Raw genomic sequence first — 19,968 nt, 5'->3', positions numbered from 1 at the left:
TTAGGATATTTCTGTTTTTGCCATTTTTGTATTAAATAAATAATAATTGAAGTTATTTTCTAAATAACTCTCTAGATTTCTTTATTGTTTTAAAATTAGAATGTGCCCAATCAGCTATATTGAGTACATGAGGTACTAAACTTTCCCCCATAGTTGTGAGATTATACTCCACTCTTGGTGGAATTTCTAGATAACTATTTCTAGTAACCAAACCATCAGCTTCAAGAATTCTAAGCGTTTTAGCCAGCATTTTAGAAGATATACCGTCAATACATTTTGATAATTCGCCAAATCGCATTTTATCAACTTTGTTTAATTCGTAAATAATTAATGTCGACCATTTGTCCCCAAATCGATCCAATACATAGCGGACAGGACATTGATCATCTGAAATTATTTCTTCATTATTTTTTTTCATAATTAACTGTAAATCAGTTTTAATTACCTCTAGGTTAGTATCTGTCTTAAAGGTAACTTGTTGTTTTTTAATGGATTACTCTTTACCTTTGCTTGCAAATATAAAGTAAGTAACTAAAAGTAACTATTAAAACAAGATATTATGAAAATCGTAACAAAGATTACTCGAATATTTCTCGGAATATTTCTTTTATTTTTTGGATTAAATGGATTTTTCCATTTTTTACCACAACCAGAAATGTCTGCAGAGGCAGGAACTTTTTTAGAAGCCTTAGCCAGTTCGGGATATATATTCCCAATAGTAGGGCTATTAGAAGTTGTTGTGGGTCTATTATTAATAGTAAACAAATTTACGGCATTAGCATTAGTAGTAATCTTTCCAATACTAATAAATGCGTTTTTATTTCATGTGTTTTTAGACATTCCAGGGATTGGAGGTGCTTTAATTGCTTTGTCATTAAACCTTTTCTTATTAATAGGTTATAAAGAAAATTATAAAGAGATATTTAGAACAGACAGTCTTTAAGTAATTTATTAAGATTTAATTAGCTTGCAATTGTACTTTACTAGTTGCAAGTTTATTTATTTAGATTAATGTAATGAAAAAAATAATTTATATAATGGATCCCCATTGTGGATGGTGTTATGGTAATAGTGATAATATGGATAAACTTTCAAAAGAGTTTAAAAATAGTATTGAAATAGAAATATTAGTGGGCGGTATGTGGTTGGGTAGCAATGCCCCTAAAGGAGGAATACATTTAAGCCAATTTATAAGTGAACATTCCCCAAGAATGGAACAAGTAACAGGAGCAGATGTGGGTACTAGTTTTTTTAAACTTACAAAAGACAAAACATATACTTTTAGTAGTTTAGAGCCTAGTTGTGCTATTGTTTTAGTTAAAAAAATGTATTCTGAAAAGGTAATGAATTTCGCCAAAGAAGTTCAGAAAGCCATTTTTATTGAAGGCAAACGATTAGACAAAATAGAGGCTTATTTGGAGATATTAAAGCAAATGGATATTGAAACTACGTATTTTGAAAAATACTGGATGACGGAAATCAATATTTCAAATACAAAAAGCGAATTTGTAAGGGCAAAAAATATAGCGACAGGCTACCCGTCTCTTTTCTTGCAGAGTGATTCTAAATTTGATCTAATTGCCTCCGGTTTTTTTAACGCCGAAGTTGCCGTACAAAAAATAAAAGCTGTTATAAGATAATTCTTAATAGACCATAAGTTTTGATTAATATCCCAAATATCAAAAATATTTTAGTTGCTAGTTACAACTAATGTTGTATATTTGCATTGAAAGAAATTTGTAACAAATTATGTTACTTGCTTATTTTCTATCTTAAGGAAGAACATTGGGAAAATAAGTTTTATCTCTTACGGAAAATCTCCGTATACCTTAATTAGTGAAAACTAATGGGTGTACGGAGATTTTTTATCCGTAGATAATTAGAAACTCAATTATAACAACTTTATTGAATCATAAAAAAATGAAAATATCTAAACTATCTCAAGGACTTAAAGGATCTCAAATAATAAATATTGCAGGAGAGGTTAGCAAGCTAAAGGAATCTGGAACTAAGGTTTATAACCAGACCATAGGAGATTTCGACCCAGAGATATTCCAAATTCCAGAAAGATTAAAAGAATTAATTGTTAATTTTTATGAGAAAAATCAAACCAATTACCCTCAGGCGAACGGAATGGAAACATTGAGAAAGAGTGTCTCAAATTATTTAAATACTAGGTTAAACCTGGACTATTCTCAAGAAGAAATACTAATATCTGGAGGAGCAAGACCCTTAATTTATGCTATATACCAAACAGTATTAGATATAGATGATACGGTTTTATTTCCAGTTCCTTCATGGAACAATGATGCCTATACATATTTGTCGAGAAATAAAGCTATAATTATTCAAACCAAACCAGAAAACAAGTTCATGCCAACGGTAGAAGAAATTCAACCATATATTAAAGATGTAAATTTGATTTCATTATGCTCACCCTTAAATCCAACAGGAACAACTTTTGATAAAGAAACGTTATTAGAAATTTCTGAAATGATTGTTCTTGAAAACAAGGAGAGACTTCAACAAGGAAGAAAGCCAATATACTTACTTTATGATCAGATTTATTGGCAATTAACTTATGATGAAATTCAGCATTTTAATCCTGTCTCTCTTGTACCAGAAATAAAAGACTTTACGATTTTTGTAGACGGAATTTCAAAAGCGTTTGCCTCAACAGGAGTGAGAGTTGGTTGGGCTTTTGGGCCTCAAATAATTATAGATAAAATGAAAGCATTATTGTCTCATATTGGAGCTTGGGCACCCAAAGCAGAACAATTAGCTACGGCTTCCTACTTAAGTGAAGCTATACATGTGAATAATTATCTTGAAGAAATTAAAAACGAATTGAAAGAAAGGTTAAATCAATTTTATAATGGATTTAAAGTGCTAAAGTCTAAAGGTTTCCTTGTAGATGCAATAAAACCAGAAGCAGCATTATATTTAACAATTCAATTTGATTTAATCGATAAAATTACACCTAGTCAGCAAAAGTTAAAAACAACTAAAGAGATAACATCTTACCTTCTTAGCGAGGCAAAACTAGCCATTGTACCCTTTTATGCTTTTGGAGCTTCTGACGGATCAAATTGGTTTAGATTATCAGTTGGAACATCGAAAAAGGAAGAGGTTTCTACAATATTTATATTACTCGAAAAAGCATTATTAAAGCTTAAGTAATATTTAGAGTAGATTAAAACTCATCATTACCTGAGATTTTGAGGTTTTAACACCATTAAACTAAGTGATTTTATTGAAGAATTAAATCTTAAAAAATAGTTAAAAACATATTTTAGTTGCTTGTTACAACTATTTGTTGTATATTTGTGTCTGAGGAAATGAAGTAATATAAACATTGCTCACTTGTTTTCTATCTTAAGGAAGAACATTGGGAAAATAAGTCGATTTCTTACGGAAAATCTCCGTATACCTTAATCAACAAAAGTTGGTTTGGTGTACGGAGATTTTTTTTGCGCTAATTTTAAAAATACAAGAATGAAAAAAGTAATTATTACATTATTAGCAATTCTTTTAATTGGAGTTATTATTATTATATTTTTCCCACAAGTACTATTTGGTTCAGCTCTGGGGCAGAAAGTAATGCTAACAGTTTCTGGAGACCAAGTTGCTGAATTCTATTTTAAAGAAAATCAACCTAAAAAAGACACCTTATACATGAAAGGGGTCATCTACTCAAACACATTAATAGATATTAAAGAAGTATTAGATAAAAACCCTGAAGTTACAACGTTGGTAATGGAAGAAGTTGCAGGATCTATTGATGATGAGGTAAATTTAGTAGCATCACAAGAAATTAGAAAGCGTAATATCAATACCTATTTACCAAAAAATGGGATGGTTGCCTCTGGAGGAACAGATATGTTCTTAGCTGGAAAAGAAAGAGCAGTACACCCAACAGCAAAATTAGGCGTACATTCTTGGTCTGGTGGCGATAAAGCTGCATTAGAATACCCAAGAGAAGATGAAGCGCATAAAAAATATTTAGATTACTATATAAATATGCAAATTCCAACAGACTTTTATTGGTATACTTTAGAAGCAGCACCAGCTGATGAAATGCATTGGATGACTGTAGATGAAATTAAAAAATACCACGTAACTACCACAATACAATCATCTGAATTGTTAGAAATTCAAAAAGAATTATCTTCTAATGCATTTAAAGGAAGAGGCAATGGGTATAACGAAAAAACACAAAATCTAATTAGATCTTACTTTACTACAATTGGTTTAGAAACATTTAATAGTAGTTACAATTCAGTCTTTATTTTTAAAGACAGAGATTCTAAAAAAGAAAGACAAGGCACTAATCTTATAGGTTATGTTAAAGGAAAAACATATCCTAATAAATACATTGTTATTGGTGCTCATTACGATCATTTAGGTGTTGTAGATGGTGTTGTGTTTAATGGCGCAGACGATAATGCATCTGGCACTTCGGCTTTACTTGTTTTAGCGAAGCACTTTAAACAGAATCAACCCGAACATTCTATTATTTTCGCAGCTTTTGATGCTGAAGAAATGGGCTTGCATGGTTCTAAACATTTTGTTGACCACCCTCCAGTGCCGTTAACAGATATAAAAATAGATTTTAATTTTGACATGATAAGTCGTAACTCTAAAAACGAAATATATGTAGTTGGTACGTTTCCATATCCGCAATTTAAACCGCTTATTGAAAAAGTGGCAAAAGAAAGCCCTTTATTAGTTTCTTATGGGCATGATGACCCTAAAGATAAAACAAAAGATTATTGGATGTTTTCTTCGGACAATGGTCCATTTCACAAAAAAGGAATTCCAAATATTACGTTTAGCGAAGAAGATCATCCAGATTACCATAAAGCAACAGATGATTTTGAAAATATAAATCCAATATTTTATGAAAATGTGGTAAAATTAATTCAAAACAGTATTGAACTCATAGATGAAAATTTTCCTAATAAATAAAAATGAAATCTGAAAAAACAAATTTTTTCCTTTATACAGGTATAACACTGATTCTAATTGGAATTGTACTTTTTTTATGGAACCCATTTATTCTTTTTGTTACTGATATACCAATATGGGCTGTACTCGTTGGTGTCATTTTAATTATTATTAGTAAACTTTTACCAAAAAGATAATTAGTTTATTTAAACAAAAAACAAAAACATAACTGCCTGATGAAGCAATTAATAAGGGTAAGTTGTTAAATTAAAATTTTTAAACAATGAAAAAAAAGATATTAATAGGTTTAGGAATACTTATGGTGATATGTGTTCTAGTATACCAAATACCAATGGTAAAAATGGTAACAAATGTAGTTTATGGTGTTGTATTTCCTTCAGAAGAAGCAAAAGTTGTAAATAATAACATTTCAAAAATAAGAGATCAATTTTTAATGACTGTTGAAAAGGAAGGTTATAAAAATCCATATACCCCACAAGTTATAGTTGCATTTACACCAGTATTAATGGCTTTTAATGGAAACCACGAATCAGGATTATTAGTTGCTCCTGTATGGGAAGATACACCCGATGAAATGAAAACAATGATGAACTCCTGGATGGAACAAACAAAAAGTCATTTTACAGGAGAAGAGTTTTTTAAGAAAAATTTCAACTGGTTTTTAGTACCACACGAATTAGGGCATTTTGTTCAAACCACTCAAGAAGTTGGTGCTATCGATGAAAATGATTTATGGGCAGGAGAACTATACGCTAATAAAGTAGCCATTGCTTTTTGGTTACAACAAGGTATGGAAAAAGAGTTAGAAGAATTTATTGCAGAAACAACGAAAGTAAAGGAGTTATTGGGGTCGCCAGCACCAGAAGGAGTCGATGAAAAAAAATTCTTTAATGAAAATTATGGAGAATTATCAGAAGACCCTACTAAATATGGCTATTATCAATTTTTACTCTATAAAGAAGCTTACAGTCAAAGAAATAAATATACGAACATTGTTATAAAAAAAAAGAATAGACCATAAACTTAAGAAATATACAATATGAAAACAAAACTAATTGCAGTATCACTATTTACAGTATTTACATTAACTATAGGGTGCAAGAATACAAAAAAAGAAACAATAAAAGAACAAACCGAAATTACTACTGAAACAGAAAGTGAAGAAAATAAAGAGTCTATAAGAGTGGAAATCGAAGCACTTAAAAAACAACCTGGTCAAACGGCAGCGGATATTTCTGAAGTAGAGAAAAAAGTTTCCGAAATTAGAGATCGATTTTTAAAGGCTGTAGAAGCAGAAGGATATGTACACCCATACAAACCAGAAGTAGCAGTTGTATTTACACCATCGCTAATGTCGTTTAATGGTGATGATAAAGAAGGTTTTTTAATAGCACCAACCTGGGGATTGGCTCCAGAAGGAATGAAAAAAATGATGGACTCTTGGATGGAACAAACAAAGAGTCATTTTACAGGAGAAGAATTTTTTAAGAAAAACTTCAATTGGTTTTTAGTACCACACGAATTAGGACATTTTATACAAGGCACACAGAAAGTAAAAGATATTAACTATAATGATTTATGGGCAGGTGAGTTGTATGCCAACAAAGTAGCCGTAGCTTTTTGGTTGCAGCAAGGTATGGAAAAAGAATTGAAAAAATTTGTTACAGAAACAACTAAAGTAATGAAGTTATTAGGTTCGCCAGCGCCAGAAGGCGCTGATGAGAAAAAATTCTTTAATGAAAATTATCAAATGCTAGGTCAAGATCCTACCAAATATGGTTATTATCAATTCTTACTCTATAAAGAAGCTTATGACCAAAGAGTGAATTTAAAAAAGATTGTACAAAATTAGAAGTTGGTGATAAGTAAAAAAGAGATAGTAAATGCTTATAAAAACATCAAAGCAGATATTGGTAAAACGCCTTTAATTCACTCACATAAATTAAGTGAAATTTCTGGAGCAAATGTCTATTTAAAAATGGAACATTTACAGTTAACGAATTCCTTTAAAATAAGAGGCGTTCTTGCCAAAATAAAGAGTTTGCCAAAAAACGACTTTAGTAAGCCTTTTATTGCAGCTTCTACAGGGAATCATGCGGCAGCATTTGGATATGCTTCTGAAAAATTTGATTTTAAAGGGAAACTTTTTTTACCGGAAAATATTGGAAAAGTAAAGCTAAATGGAATTGCGAAATATGCTTTTGAAAAAGTTTTTTTTGGAAAAAACAGTATGGAAACTGAAGCAAAAGCGACAGCCTATGCAAAGGAAGAGGGCGCTGTTTTAATCCATCCATATAATGATATAGAAATCATAAAAGGCCAAGGTACCATTGCTGTAGAAATAGAAGAGCAATTGCCTAATGTTGATACAATTTTAGCGCCAATAGGTGGTGGTGGACTCATTTCTGGAGTGTGTTCTTATTTTTCTGAAAATGAAAAGGTAAACATTGTAGGATGCCAACCCGAAAATGCTTCTGAAATGCACGATTCAATTCAGGCTGGTAAAATTGTTGTACCTAGTACTTTAAATACCCTTGCAGATGCTGCAGCTGGTGGTATTGAAGACAATGCAATTACATTTAAAATTTGTAAAGAACTACTTACTGAAATTAAACTTGTTGATGAGGAAGCCATAAAAAAAGCAGTGGCATTTTTATATAAGTATCATGATACCACCGTAGAGCCAACAGCTGCATTACCAGTAGCAGCGATATTAAAAGATAATACATTTCGTAATAAAAATGTGGTTTTAATCTTAACCGGAAAAAAAATAAATAAAGAATTATTAACTGAAATAAACGAAAATTATGGCGACTATTATTAGGCTAGAAAAAATAAAATCCATTTTAGAAAACTTAGACTTGGTTACTGCCATTGAAGAAGGATTTGTTCAATACAGTAATAATAATACAGTAGTGCCACCTGTGGGCGAATTGCTTTTTGAAGAGCCTAAAGGCGAAGCACATATAAAATATGGGTATATTAAAAATGACGATTATTTTGTTATAAAAATCGCCTCTGGTTTTTATGATAATGTAAAACTAGGCATCTCATCAAGTCAAGGACTTATGCTTATTTTTAGCCAAAAAACAGGCGAAATAAAAGGTGTGCTGTTAGATGAAGGATATCTTACTAATATAAGAACCGCAGCTGCAGGAGCAGTAGTAGCAAAGTATTTTGCTCCCAAAAATATAAAGGCAATTGGTATTATTGGTACAGGTATTCAAGGAAGATTACAATTAGAATATCTACAAAAAATTTCTCCTTGTAAAACCGTTTGGATTTGGGATAGACATATAGAAAGCGCAGAACAATTCAAGAATGAATTGAAAGGAGATTACGAGATTCATATTGCAAAAGATACTTCAGAAATTGGGAAACACTGTAATTTTATTTTAACCACTACTCCATCTGAAATGGCTTTAATAAAAGCCGTAGATATTCAGGCAGGCACACATATTACAGCAGTTGGCTCTGATACTCCTGAAAAGCAGGAACTAGAAAGTGCTATCTTGCAAAAAGCAGCTATTGTTATTTCAGATAGTATTCCTCAAAGTAAAAGTAGAGGAGAAATTTATAGAGCCACAACTGATGGTACAATTACAGCAGATAAAGTTGTAGAATTAGGAACTGCTATTCAGAACTCTAAGTTGCACCGAAGCAATGAAAATCAAATTACGGTAGCAGATTTAACAGGTGTAGCGGTACAAGATATTGTAATTACAAAAGCAGTTTATCTTAATTATTTAGATGCTAACAGTTAATTCGTACTTAAAATGCTCAAAAAAATAAAATTTCCAGACCCTATAATTTTACTTATGAGCTTCATTGTAATAGCAATGATTGCAACTCATATAGTACAGGCTGGAGCTTTTGAAAGAGTATTAGATGAGGTATCAGGTAGACAAGTAATAGTATCGAATTCGTATGCTATTACATCTTCTAGCCCTGTTGGATTTTTTGATATGTTAGTGGCAATTCCTAAAGGGATGCAACAAGCTGCCTCAGTTATATTTTTTGTGTTTTTAGTAGGTGGCTCTTTTGTAGTTATTAATAATACAGGAGCGCTAAAATCACTCGTGGAATATGTGGTTTCAAAACTTAATGGAAAAGAAATTTGGGGCATTTCTATTTGCATTTTTATGTTTGCATCTTTAGGAGCTGTTCAAAATTTTCAAGAAGAAATTATTCCCTTAGTTCCTGTGTTATTATTGCTTTGTGCTCGATTAGGCTTTGATAATTTAACAGCTGTTGCCATCAGTATTGGTGCAGCTTTTGTAGGAGCGGCATTTAGCCCAATAAATCCCTTTCAAGTTGGTATAGCTCAGAAAATAGCAGATGTGGAATTGTTATCTGGTGCAATTTTTAGAAGTGGTGTGTTAGTTGTTGCAGTTTTAATATACAATTTCATGGTATTTAGGTATGTTAAAAAGACAAGAAAAATACCGCAAACTATTGAAGCTACTCACAAAGTTTATTTTTCCAAAGCACATAAAGTAATTTTACTTTTATTAGGGTTAACATTTATTGTATTAGTTATAGGTGTTTCAAAATGGAATTGGGATTTTGAACAAATGACCGCTTTATTTTTTCTAACAGGAATCTTGTCTGGGATTATTGGTGGATTAAAAACTTCGGGAACTATAAATTCATTCATCGAAGGATTTAAAGATATGGTTTATGCTGGATTATTAATAGGGTTGGCTAGAGCAATTTATGTAGTATTAGAAGAAGGACATATTGTAGATTCAATTGTAAATAGCATGTTTACTCCTATTTCTCAATTACCTACAGAAATTTCTCTTACTGGAATTACCTTGATGCAATCTGTTATGCATTTCCCTGTACCGAGTGTAAGTGGGCAGGCAGTACTGACCATACCTTTACTTGCTCCACTAGCTGATTTAATGGGTGTGTCCAGACAATTAATTATTTTATGTTACCAATATGGTGCAGGTATTGCAGAACTTATTATACCAACTAATGGTGCTTTAATGGCAATATTAGTAGCCTGTAAAGTCCCTTTTGGTAAATGGTTAAAATTTTCAATAAAAGCGTATACAGTGTTAATTATACTCGGTATTCTATCAATATATATCGCTCAATTAATCGGATTTAATTAAAACTGATCGTTAAGTGAGGTAATCAATTTAAAGAAATACAAAAAATGAACTGGAAAAATTGGAAAATGGGGACTACTAAAGTTAAGGTTTCTTCAAAAGAATTTTTGAATGGGGAATTCGATATTTCTCCAACTTTAAAAAGATTTAACCAAAAAAACGATGTCTTTAGTCGTTCATTATGGGATGATTCTATAGACCCCAAAAAGTTCTATGCTAGTTATGATATTGCCAATTATGCTCCGAAAAAATCAAAAGGGTTTGACCATTGGGATTTTGCATTTCGAAATGCAAGTTGGCACATAACAGATTTTGTTGGGGAACGTAATTTTAGTAAAAATGGAAAAGTAGAAGGGTTTACAGATTATTACGCAACCTACACACCTAGTTCGCCTATGAAAGTTGAATTAGAATCAGAAGAAGAGACTACTAATAGAGTAAAGTTAGCAGCCAAAATGTTTGGTGCGGGAATGGTAGGTATTTGTAAAATTGACGAACGTTGGGTGTATTCAGATAATTTTAGTAGAAAAACACAAGATTCTAAGAAATTAGATTTGCCTGAAGGAATGAAGCATGCAATTATGCTTATTATTCCTATGGATTTTGAATTGAGTAAAACTTACCCAGCTGCTTTAAGTGGAGCAGCAACAGGAATAGGGTATACAGATGGTTTAACATGTGCTAATACCTTGGCACAATTCATAACTAATTTAGGATACAATGCAATTGCCTCACTTAATGATACTGCTTTAAATATTCCCATGGCAATTGAAGCTGGTTTGGGTGAATATGGAAGACATGGTTTGTTAATAACACCAAAATATGGTCCTAACATACGTATTGCAAAAGTGTTTACCGATTTGCCTTTAAAAGATGATGTGCCTATTAAGTTTGGTGTAAAAGAGTTTTGTACAGTTTGTAAAAGGTGCGCAAAGAGTTGTCCAGTAAAAGCAATTCCTTTTGATAAGCCACAATCTAAACCTCCAAATTTTTCAAGCCATACAGGTATTACAAAATGGACAATAAACGCGGAAAAATGTTTTAAGTTTTGGGTTGGTATGAATACCGATTGCGCAATTTGTATTCGTGTATGTCCCTATAATAAAGATTTTAGTAAATGGTGGCATCGTATAGGAATTCGTTTTGCGAATAGTCCTTTTCGAAAAATGGTATTATCTATTGATGATATATGGAGATTTGGTGAACGAGTAGCAACTGCTAAATGGTGGAAAAAAGGAATAAAAAGGTTAAATAATTAATAATATATAAATACAATTATAGAAATGCTTCAATTTGTTAGTAATAAAGGCGGTGGTAAACCTGTAGATTTTGAAACGGCAATATTAGATGGTTTTGCAGTAGATGGAGGCTTATATGTGCCTGAAACATTACCTAAAATATCGAAAGAACAATTAGAAAACTGGAAAGGCTTGAGTTATGTAGATTTGGCCTTTGAAATCCTATCATTATTTATTGAGAGGTCTATTATTTCTGAAACGGAATTAAAAGACATACTGCAAACTGCCTATACCCCATTCGAAAAAGAAGAAATAATTCCATTACATAAATTAAGTTCAAGAAATGAAACCTATATTATGGAGTTGTTTCATGGACCAACGATTTCATTTAAAGATGTGGGATTGGCTTTTTTAGTGAATCTTGTCAACTTCTTTTTAGAACGTAAAGACGAGCACCTAACGTTGGTTGTTGCTACTACAGGAGACACAGGGCCAGCAACTGCATACTTTGCAGCAGGAAAATCTAATCTAGATGCTTGGGTATTATATCCTAAAGGACTAATTACCGAAGAACAAGAACGTCAAATGACAACCCTACCACATGCTAATATCCACCCCGTAGGTGTTTCAGATTGCCCAGACGGTGGAGACGATTTAGACGCAGTAATAAGTAAATTATATGCCAATAATCGATTTAAAAAGAAACTAAAATTATCGAGCGTAAACTCTATCAATTGGGGGCGCGTTATGATGCAAACGGTGCATTATTTTTATGGATACTTACAAGTAGTAGACAACGTAGATGAAAAGATAAATGTATCAGTGCCTTCTGGTGGATTTGGTAATTTATGTGCTGGAGGTTTGGCACGAAAAATGGGTTTACCTATAAAAACGCTTGTGGCTGCAAATAATAAAAATGCTTGTTTAGATCGGATATTTTCTGATGGTGTTTTTTCTAAAGCACCAATTTTTGAAACAGCCTCTTCTGCAATCGACATTTTAATTCCATTTAACTTTTGGAGATACTTATATTTTAGTCTAGAAAAAGATACAACCAACATAAAAAAATGGATGGATGGATTTAAAGAAACAGGACATGTTGCATTTGATAAAGAAACCTTTGAAACCTATAAAGAAGGGTTTTTATCAAACAGTGCATCTGATGAAGAAACGTTAGATTTAATCAAAGAAATATATAATAAAGAATCCTATTTATTAGATCCACATGGAGCTGTATCATTACATGCTTCGGATGTGTTGAAAAAAGAATTAGGAGATGAAAAGTTGATTTGCTTGGCAACCGCACATCCAGCCAAATTCCCTGAGACCATTAATAAAGCACTGCATACAAGTATTACACCAAAAGGAGCTACTCATCACACTGTTGAAACTGCTAAAAGATTATGCGAAAAAGTATATTTATGCAAGTATGCTCATTTAGAAGAAGCATTATCAGATGCAATGGAAACAAATTGGGATTTAACAAAAGGTAAATAGTATGGCACAGTATACAATTTTAGACACAATTGCTATGCAATGTGTTTTAGAGAATTATGGAATAGTAGGTTTTTTATCACATAAAATATTGAGTGGTGGTTCAGAGAATACAAATTATTTGGTAAAAACGAAATCTAAAAATTATGTAGTAACTGTATGCGAACAGAAATCTCTTGAAAAAACTATAGAATTAGCATTCTTACTAGAGTATTTGGAACGTAACAAATTTGCCACTTCAAAAATCATTAAAGAAAATAATAAAGATTATATAACAGTATGGAATAATAAACCTGTTATGGTAAAAGAATTTATTGAAGGAAGTATTATCGAAGATTTACCAAAAAACTTATTAATAGCCTTAGGAAAAGAATTAGCAAAATTACATCGAATAGAAGCACCAAGTTACCTCCCTAAAACTGTTAGCTATGGCATAGAGCGATTTGATGAAGTTTTAGACTATGCACCTAACTCTGAATTTTACAAGTGGTTAAAAACCACCCAAAAATATATTGAAAAACAAATCAATCCAGAATTACCAAAAGCATTAATACATAGTGATATTTTTGATAATAATGTAATTGTAAGTGCCGATAGAAGTACGGCTACTATTATGGATTTTGAAGAAGCATGCTATTATTACCGTATTTTTGATATTGGGATGATGATTGTTGGTCTTTGTAGAAGTGAAAAACAATTAGATTTAGCAAAAATGAAGGCTATCTTAATTGGATATCAACAAGAAATACAATTAGTGAATATAGAAAAAAAGGCCTTACAGGCGTTTACTGTTTATGCAGCTGCAGCAACAGCTTTTTGGAGGCATCAGAATTTTAATCATGTAAATGTAGACCCTACAATGAAAGACCATTATTTGGAAATGAAGCAATTAGCAGACGCCATTATGAAATTCCCTAGCAATTCTTTTATTTAAACATTGTCATAAAAAATGAATAAAATTTATTTTTCCTTAGCAATATTATTTTTAAGTTCAATAAGGTTCATAAATGCTCAAAATAATATTTCAGATTTAGTTTTAACCAATGCTATAATTATTAATAACGTAGATGGAACACTTCAAAAAAGTAGCACCATACAGATAAAAGGTAATAAAATCATTAAAATTGATACAAACGCTTATCACCTTTCTAAAAAGAATAAAAAAACAAAAGTGTTAGATTTAAAAGGAGATTATGTGCTTACTGGGTTGTGGAATAATCACTCGCATTTATCAGATTTGCTTCCTGATACTAATAGTCTTCTGGAAAATGAGTCCGCTTTTTCGGCGGCATATAGAAGTGCAAGAAATGCGGCGGATGCTCTGAAAGCAGGATTTACAACATTAAGAGTAGTAGGAGAACAAAAATTTATTGATGTTGCTTTAAAAAAAGCTTTTGATGAAAATGTGCTTGTTGGTCCTCGAATTATTCCTTCAGGTAATCCAATATCTTCTCACGGCGATGGTGATTGGCTAGTTAAAAGCGCAAAAGGGCTGGATGCTATAAAAAAAGCAGTAGAAACAAATGTTGAAAGTGGTGCTGAAATCATAAAAATTATGGTTGATAGAATGAAAAATGAAGAAATAAAAGTGGCCATTGAAACAGCTCATAATTTAAGGGTTAAGGTTACTGGCCATGCTTCTAATGAGAAAGCCCGAATTGCCATAAATTATGGTATTGATATGATAGAGCATGGTTATTTGTTAAGTGATAAGACCATACAATTAATGGCAGATAAAAATGTTTTTTATGACCCAACCATAGTCTGTAATTTAAGTGCAGATTATATTAAAGAACGAGAAAACCGGATTAAATCTGCCGGGTTTATAAGCTCAAAAGATGTTATAGACGGAAGAACTCTTGTGGCTTATGCCGATGAACGCGATAATACTTTCGCTAAAAAGCAACGTAAAATTTTACAAAAAGCGATAAAAGCTGGTGTGAAAATAACTACAGGTAGTGATTCAAACCCTATAAGTGAAATTGGGCTTTTAGAGATTGAACAGCTTGTTTTTTCTGGTCTAAGTGAATTAGATGCCATTAAGGCCGCAACGATAAATTCGGCTGAAGCTATGGGAATGCAAGATCGTTTAGGAACCATTGAAGTAGGAAAATTAGCAGACTTAATTGTATTGGAAAAAAACCCATTAGAGAACATTTCAAATATTAGAACACTAAAAATGGTTATTAAAGACGGAAAATTAGTGAACTTAGAAAAGAATGAAGGAGAGAAATCTTTTTGGGAATTATATATTTTAAAAAAATGAAAGATAAAATAAAAGCATTAGGGTTTATATTTCTTGTATTTATTTCTTGTGTAAAAGCGCAACAAAAAGAGAAAACTCAAGAAAGAATCAATCAGAAAGTTATTGAAGAAATTAAGAAGGAAGCATTTGATAATTCACAAGTAATGCAAACCCTTATATACATAGCCGATGTATATGGGCCACGTATTACAGGATCTGAAAAATATTATAATGCAGCCACATGGGCTAAACAGCGCATGGAAAAATGGGGGCTTGATGACCCTAGATTTGATACTTATGATAATACATTACGAGGTTGGAATTATGAATTCTATAATGTTGAAATGGTAGCCCCTACTTTTATGGCAATAAATGCACTTCCATATCAATGGGTAAAAAGTACGAATGGTGAAGTAACTGGAGAAATTATTGTTGTGAATCATAAAAACCTTAATGAACTTAAAAAATATAAGGGACAGTTAAAAGGTAAAATTCTAATGTCGCCTCATATTCCTGAAGTTGAAGATGTAAATATTGAAAATTTCTCAGATAAACGCTTAGAAGCAGCCTCAAGTAGTAAGCTAGCAGATGATCCAGAAGGATTGGATAATGGAGGCTTACCACCATTTAAAAAGTTTTTAGAATATATAAATAGAAGTCCAGATGAAAGTTATAACAAATTGCAACAATTTCTTTTAGATGAAGAGGTAGCGGCAGTTATTACTTCCAGTTCTAAAGGCTTAGGAATTGTTAGTGTAGAGTCTACACCGTATAAAAATATTGGTGATTTAAAACCGGTGCCTCATTTTTCGATTGCAAAGGACCAATATCTAAGAATGATGAATATTAATAGTACCAGAGTTCAACTAAAATTAAAATTACAGCTGAATGCTCGATTCTATGATAACCCAGAATACCATGTAAATGTATTGGCAGATATTAAGGGCACAGATCCAAAACTTAAAGATGAAATTGTTTTGGTAGGAGCGCATTTTGATTCGAAAGTTGGTGGTACAGGTGCTGCTGATAATGGAGCAGGTTCTGCAACCATTATGGAAGCTATGAGAATTTTAAAAGCCATTGGAGTAAAACCAAGAAGAACAATTCGTATTGCACTATGGGATGGAGAAGAAGAAGGACTTAATGGGTCTTTAGGATATATCAAAAAATATGTAGGAGATATTAATACAGGGGCAACTAAAACAGAGCAATCAAAAATATCAGTATACTTTAATATGGATCAAAACGGACATGATGTCCGTGGTATATTTACACAAGGAAATACAAAAGTGCGCCCCATTTTTGATGCGTATTTAAAATCATTTCATGAATATGGAGCAAAAACCACAACCATACAAAATGCCTGTTGTACAGATCATTTAGGCTTTGATGCTTTAGGAATCCCCGCTTTTGAATGGATTTATGATCCAAGCTATTATTTTAGTCACCAATTACATGTAAGTACGGATATGATCGATTTGGTAAAAGAAGATTCTATGAAACGCAATGCCGCCATTGTGGCTGGGTTTATTTACCATGCTGCGATGCGTGATGAAATGATGCCAAGAAAATAATTAATAAAAACATTATTTTCTGTTTGATTATTGGCTGTTTTTAACAAAAGAGTTGTAAATTGCAACTAATTTTATATACATGAAAAAACAAACATATAATTCATCATCAAGACTAATAAGTGTTACGGAACGGCTTTTAATAAGTAAGCTGCATGAGGAATTTAATAAGAATAATGTGAAAATCACGGTTGAACAATGGAGGCTTTTGTTTTATTTATGGAGTGAAGATGGTGTAAATCAAAGAGATCTTTCTATAAGAGCTAATAAAGAAAAAAGTACAATAGCAAGACAGATTGTTGATTTAGAAAAAAAAGGGTTAATTTTTAGGACATGTTCAAAACCAGATAAGAGAAATAAATTAATTTTTTTAACAGACGAAGGTAGAAATATTAAAAAAAGATCTTTAAAAATAGCTGATTCTATAACAGAGAAAGCCGAAAAGAATATTAGTGTTGCAGATCTAAATACTGTTAAAAAAGTTTTAGATCAAATGATAAAAAATATTATAGATGATGATTTTTAGAAATAATGAACAAGTAAGTCAATTAATATCAATGCAAGAATGCATAGGTGTAATGAAATCTTTATTCATGTTAGATACATCTGTAGATATAGTAAATCCCTTGCGTTCTAAAATGATTGTTGAAAAAAATAAGATTTTCGGGATGATGCCTGCTTATATTAGACCATATAATGTCATGGGAGTTAAAGTGCTAAGTGTTTTTTCGGAGAATTATAAAAAGGGATTAAGTTCACATCAAGGTATATTGCATCTTTTTGAAACAATTACAGGGAAATTATTAATGAGTTTAGAAGCAGACGAAGTAACTGCAATTAGAACGGCAGCAGTAAGCGCTTTAATGACTGATTTATTAGCAGTAAATGATTCAAAAAAGTTATGTGTTTTAGGAAGTGGTAAACAAGCAGAAAAGCATTTAGAGGCCATTTTATTGGTAAGAGATATAGAAGAAGTATTTATTTGGAGTAGGAATAGAAATAATGCTAGTAAAGTCATTAAGAAAGTTTCTAAAGAGAATCGGAGTGTGTCTTTTCAAGTAGTAAATTCAGTAAAAGAAGCGGTTAAAAGTGCAGATATAATTTGTACTGTTACTGCTTCAAACACTCCAATTTTAGAACAATCATGGCTAAAAAAAGGTACACATATCAATGCGGTTGGAGCTTGTACTCCTAATAGTAGAGAATTAAAGAGTGCTATAATACTTAATGCAGATGTGTTTGTGGATAATTATGAATCTGCCATTAATGAATCTGGTGATTTATTAATTCCAGCTAAAGAAAATAATATACCCGTAAGAGATATAATTAAAGCTAATATTAATGAAATTTTACATGATACAACTATAATAAATAAATCCAAGACAACTGTTTTTAATTCTTTAGGGTTAGGAATAGAAGATTTGGCTGTGGCTAATTTTTGTTATAAAAAAATAAAGAAAGCCTTATAATTAATAGTTGTATGTAACAACTAATATATTACATATGATAGAAGATTACTTATACTTTGTGAAAACCTATCCATTATTATCGAGTGCACTTCAAATAGGAGTGTTAGGGACAATAGGAGAACTTATAGCTGTACGTATTAGGATTGGCAAATGGTATTTTTTTGGACCAGGACCAACAAACCTATTATTAAAAGCACTAGTATGGGCCTTTTTAGGAATTACTTTCAAATATGCTTTTACTGGTTTTTTTGCATTCATGGATACGATAATAGCTAAAGGATGGTGGTTTAATTTGGCAGAAGGAACCTTTTTGTATGCACTATCAGTTTCTTTTTTTGCGAATATTATTTATGGTCCTGTCTTTGTTACTTTTCACAGATTTACTGACAATAAAATTGAAAGAAAAGAAATGGATTGGGATAGCCTTCAAAAGGCTTGGTGGTCTTTAATTTGGTTATGGATTCCCGCCTTAACTCTAGTATTTATATTACCAAAACACTTGCAAATAGGTTTGCTATCTGTTTTTAATTTACTGCTTGGTATTATGCTTGGCTATTTTGCCACAAAATCTAAAAATAATAAAAATGACAACACACAGAAGAACATTTCTTAAAAAATTAGGAATGACTGCAGCTGCGGGAGTAGTTTTGCCATCGTTAGTTATGTGTAATACTAAGACAGGCGAAAAAGAACTAGATGCTAAAAAGGGTATGAAAAAAGCTGTTTTACCTGAAAATGATGCTCTAAAAACATACTCTAAAGAAGCTGTACAATTGGTAAGAGATGCCACTTGTATCGATATGCTTGGAGGTTATGGCGATTGGGTTCATCAACGAAATGGAATGTCATTAACTGAACTATGGGAAAGCGTGCCAAATTCGTTTACTGAAAAAGATTATGAATTTGTTAAAAGTTGTGGGATTAATGTGTTTGGTTGGGGAGATATGCGTCCCTCTTATGAAGAAATGCTTTTGTTTATGGCAGCTCAAAACGGAATTATAGCTTCCAATCCTAAGTATTTTGAACGCATAGATACTAAAGAGAAACTTAAAAATATTAACATATCAGAAAAGATTGGTATGCTGATTACCAATCAAGATTCAAAGCATTTTAAAACTTTAGATGATGTAAATCTTTTCTATGGATTGGGGCAACGTGTATCTCAGTTAACTTATAATGATAAAAACAGAATTGGATGCGGCGCTTTTGAAGATGTAGATTCCGGAATAACAGCCTACGGAAAGCAAGTTGTTGAGCGTATGAATCAAGTAGGTATGGGAGTTGATGTTTCTCATTGTGGGGATAATACTACATTAGGGGGCATTGAAGCAAGTAGTAAACCTGTTTTAATTACGCATGGAGCGTGTAGAACTATTGCAAAAGGAGTTGCAAGAGCAAAAACTGATGAAGCCATTAAGGCTATGGCTAAAACTGGTGGTGTTATAGGTATGCCTATTTTACGGTTTATGATAAGTGAAAAAGAACCCGTTTCTTTTGATGATTTTTTAAATCATATAGATCATGTTGCCCAATTAGTTGGTGTTGAATATGTAGGAATAGGTAGTGACCAAAGCTTATACACTGAAGACTATATTCCATTAGAGCAAAGAAAAGCAAGATTAGAAAATGCTCCTGCAAAATATCAAACACACACTAATAAAGATTATTTGCTAACAATAGATAAACTTAATCACCCACATAGAACTTACGATATCGCAGAAGGTTTATTGAAAAAAGGATATAAAGATGAACATATTAAAATGGTTTTAGGTGATAATTTTAAAAGAGTCTTAACACAAATATTTAGACATTAACATAATTTTAATGTAACAAAAAGGATGATTCTTCGTCAAATATAAAAAT

19 protein-coding genes are annotated in these 19,968 nt (G+C 31.8%); 18 read left to right on the top strand and 1 reads right to left on the bottom strand.

From position 1 onward, the window contains the following. Nucleotides 1-52: 52 nt before the first annotated feature. Nucleotides 53-361 carry a helix-turn-helix domain-containing protein gene (locus Q0881_RS09120; RefSeq protein WP_299159233.1) on the bottom strand — a complete coding sequence of 103 codons (309 nt, stop codon included), beginning with the start codon at nt 359-361 and terminating at the stop codon, nt 53-55. Between the two features lie 198 nt (nt 362-559). Between Q0881_RS09120 and Q0881_RS09115 the strand changes: the two genes are divergently transcribed. The 18 genes from Q0881_RS09115 to Q0881_RS09030 all read left to right on the top strand — a co-directional run bounded on the left by Q0881_RS09115 (nt 560) and on the right by Q0881_RS09030 (nt 19,919). Continuing rightward, a complete protein-coding gene (locus tag Q0881_RS09115; protein ID WP_299159231.1) occupies nt 560-943 on the top strand; it encodes a DoxX protein in 384 nt (127 codons plus the stop codon). 73 nt (nt 944-1,016) lie between these two features. After that, on the top strand, nt 1,017-1,640 hold the full coding sequence (locus tag Q0881_RS09110; RefSeq protein WP_299159229.1) for a DsbA family protein: 624 nt from the start codon (nt 1,017-1,019) through the stop codon (nt 1,638-1,640). Between the two features lie 280 nt (nt 1,641-1,920). Beyond that, complete coding sequence (locus tag Q0881_RS09105) at nt 1,921-3,180, top strand: aminotransferase class I/II-fold pyridoxal phosphate-dependent enzyme (RefSeq protein ID WP_299159227.1); 1,260 nt, start codon at nt 1,921-1,923, stop codon at nt 3,178-3,180. Nucleotides 3,181-3,495: 315 nt separating this feature from the next. After that, complete coding sequence (locus tag Q0881_RS09100; RefSeq protein WP_299159225.1) at nt 3,496-4,968, top strand: M20/M25/M40 family metallo-hydrolase; 1,473 nt, start codon at nt 3,496-3,498, stop codon at nt 4,966-4,968. 262 nt (nt 4,969-5,230) lie between these two features. Continuing rightward, on the top strand, nt 5,231-5,989 hold the full coding sequence (locus tag Q0881_RS09095) for a hypothetical protein (protein WP_299159223.1): 759 nt from the start codon (nt 5,231-5,233) through the stop codon (nt 5,987-5,989). A gap of 18 nt (nt 5,990-6,007) precedes the next feature. Then, on the top strand, nt 6,008-6,820 hold the full coding sequence (locus Q0881_RS09090) for a hypothetical protein (RefSeq protein ID WP_299159221.1): 813 nt from the start codon (nt 6,008-6,010) through the stop codon (nt 6,818-6,820). Between the two features lie 6 nt (nt 6,821-6,826). Continuing rightward, on the top strand, nt 6,827-7,792 hold the full coding sequence (locus Q0881_RS09085) for a threonine/serine dehydratase (RefSeq protein ID WP_299159219.1): 966 nt from the start codon (nt 6,827-6,829) through the stop codon (nt 7,790-7,792). Beyond that, the gene (locus Q0881_RS09080; protein WP_299159217.1) at nt 7,776-8,732 is read left to right on the top strand and encodes a hypothetical protein; all 957 of its coding nucleotides are present in this window, start codon (nt 7,776-7,778) and stop codon (nt 8,730-8,732) included. The genes Q0881_RS09085 and Q0881_RS09080 overlap by 17 nt, the downstream gene beginning before the upstream one ends. Nucleotides 8,733-8,744: 12 nt before the next feature. After that, the gene (locus Q0881_RS09075) at nt 8,745-10,091 is read left to right on the top strand and encodes a YfcC family protein (RefSeq protein ID WP_299159215.1); all 1,347 of its coding nucleotides are present in this window, start codon (nt 8,745-8,747) and stop codon (nt 10,089-10,091) included. A gap of 44 nt (nt 10,092-10,135) precedes the next feature. Beyond that, nucleotides 10,136-11,347, top strand: coding sequence for a reductive dehalogenase (locus tag Q0881_RS09070; RefSeq protein WP_299159213.1), 1,212 nt, complete (start codon nt 10,136-10,138; stop codon nt 11,345-11,347). A 24-nt stretch (nt 11,348-11,371) separates the two neighbouring features. Beyond that, nucleotides 11,372-12,823 carry a threonine synthase gene (gene thrC, locus Q0881_RS09065; protein WP_299159211.1) on the top strand — a complete coding sequence of 484 codons (1,452 nt, stop codon included), beginning with the start codon at nt 11,372-11,374 and terminating at the stop codon, nt 12,821-12,823. A 1-nt stretch (nt 12,824) separates the two neighbouring features. Continuing rightward, nucleotides 12,825-13,754 (top strand): homoserine kinase, encoded by a 930-nt coding sequence (locus Q0881_RS09060; RefSeq protein WP_299159209.1) that lies wholly within the window; start codon nt 12,825-12,827, stop codon nt 13,752-13,754. Nucleotides 13,755-13,769: 15 nt separating this feature from the next. Then, nucleotides 13,770-15,086 (top strand): amidohydrolase family protein, encoded by a 1,317-nt coding sequence (locus tag Q0881_RS09055; RefSeq protein ID WP_299159206.1) that lies wholly within the window; start codon nt 13,770-13,772, stop codon nt 15,084-15,086. Continuing rightward, the gene (locus Q0881_RS09050) at nt 15,083-16,639 is read left to right on the top strand and encodes a M20/M25/M40 family metallo-hydrolase (protein WP_299159204.1); all 1,557 of its coding nucleotides are present in this window, start codon (nt 15,083-15,085) and stop codon (nt 16,637-16,639) included. Before Q0881_RS09055 ends, Q0881_RS09050 begins: the two co-directional genes overlap by 4 nt. Nucleotides 16,640-16,718: 79 nt before the next feature. Next, a complete protein-coding gene (locus Q0881_RS09045) occupies nt 16,719-17,162 on the top strand; it encodes a MarR family transcriptional regulator (RefSeq protein WP_299159201.1) in 444 nt (147 codons plus the stop codon). Further along, on the top strand, nt 17,149-18,105 hold the full coding sequence (locus Q0881_RS09040; RefSeq protein WP_299159198.1) for an ornithine cyclodeaminase family protein: 957 nt from the start codon (nt 17,149-17,151) through the stop codon (nt 18,103-18,105). The genes Q0881_RS09045 and Q0881_RS09040 overlap by 14 nt, the downstream gene beginning before the upstream one ends. 34 nt (nt 18,106-18,139) lie before the next feature. Next, nucleotides 18,140-18,718 (top strand): hypothetical protein, encoded by a 579-nt coding sequence (locus Q0881_RS09035; RefSeq protein WP_299159195.1) that lies wholly within the window; start codon nt 18,140-18,142, stop codon nt 18,716-18,718. Next, nucleotides 18,690-19,919, top strand: coding sequence for a membrane dipeptidase (locus Q0881_RS09030; protein WP_299159193.1), 1,230 nt, complete (start codon nt 18,690-18,692; stop codon nt 19,917-19,919). The genes Q0881_RS09035 and Q0881_RS09030 overlap by 29 nt, the downstream gene beginning before the upstream one ends. The last annotated feature ends 49 nt before the right edge of the window (nt 19,920-19,968 follow it).

The organism is uncultured Tenacibaculum sp. (genome assembly GCF_947494125.1).
GTDB lineage: Bacteria > Bacteroidota > Bacteroidia > Flavobacteriales > Flavobacteriaceae > Polaribacter.
The sequence above is the reverse complement of the archived record's forward strand: the minus strand, read 5'-3'. Positions and strand labels throughout refer to the sequence as shown.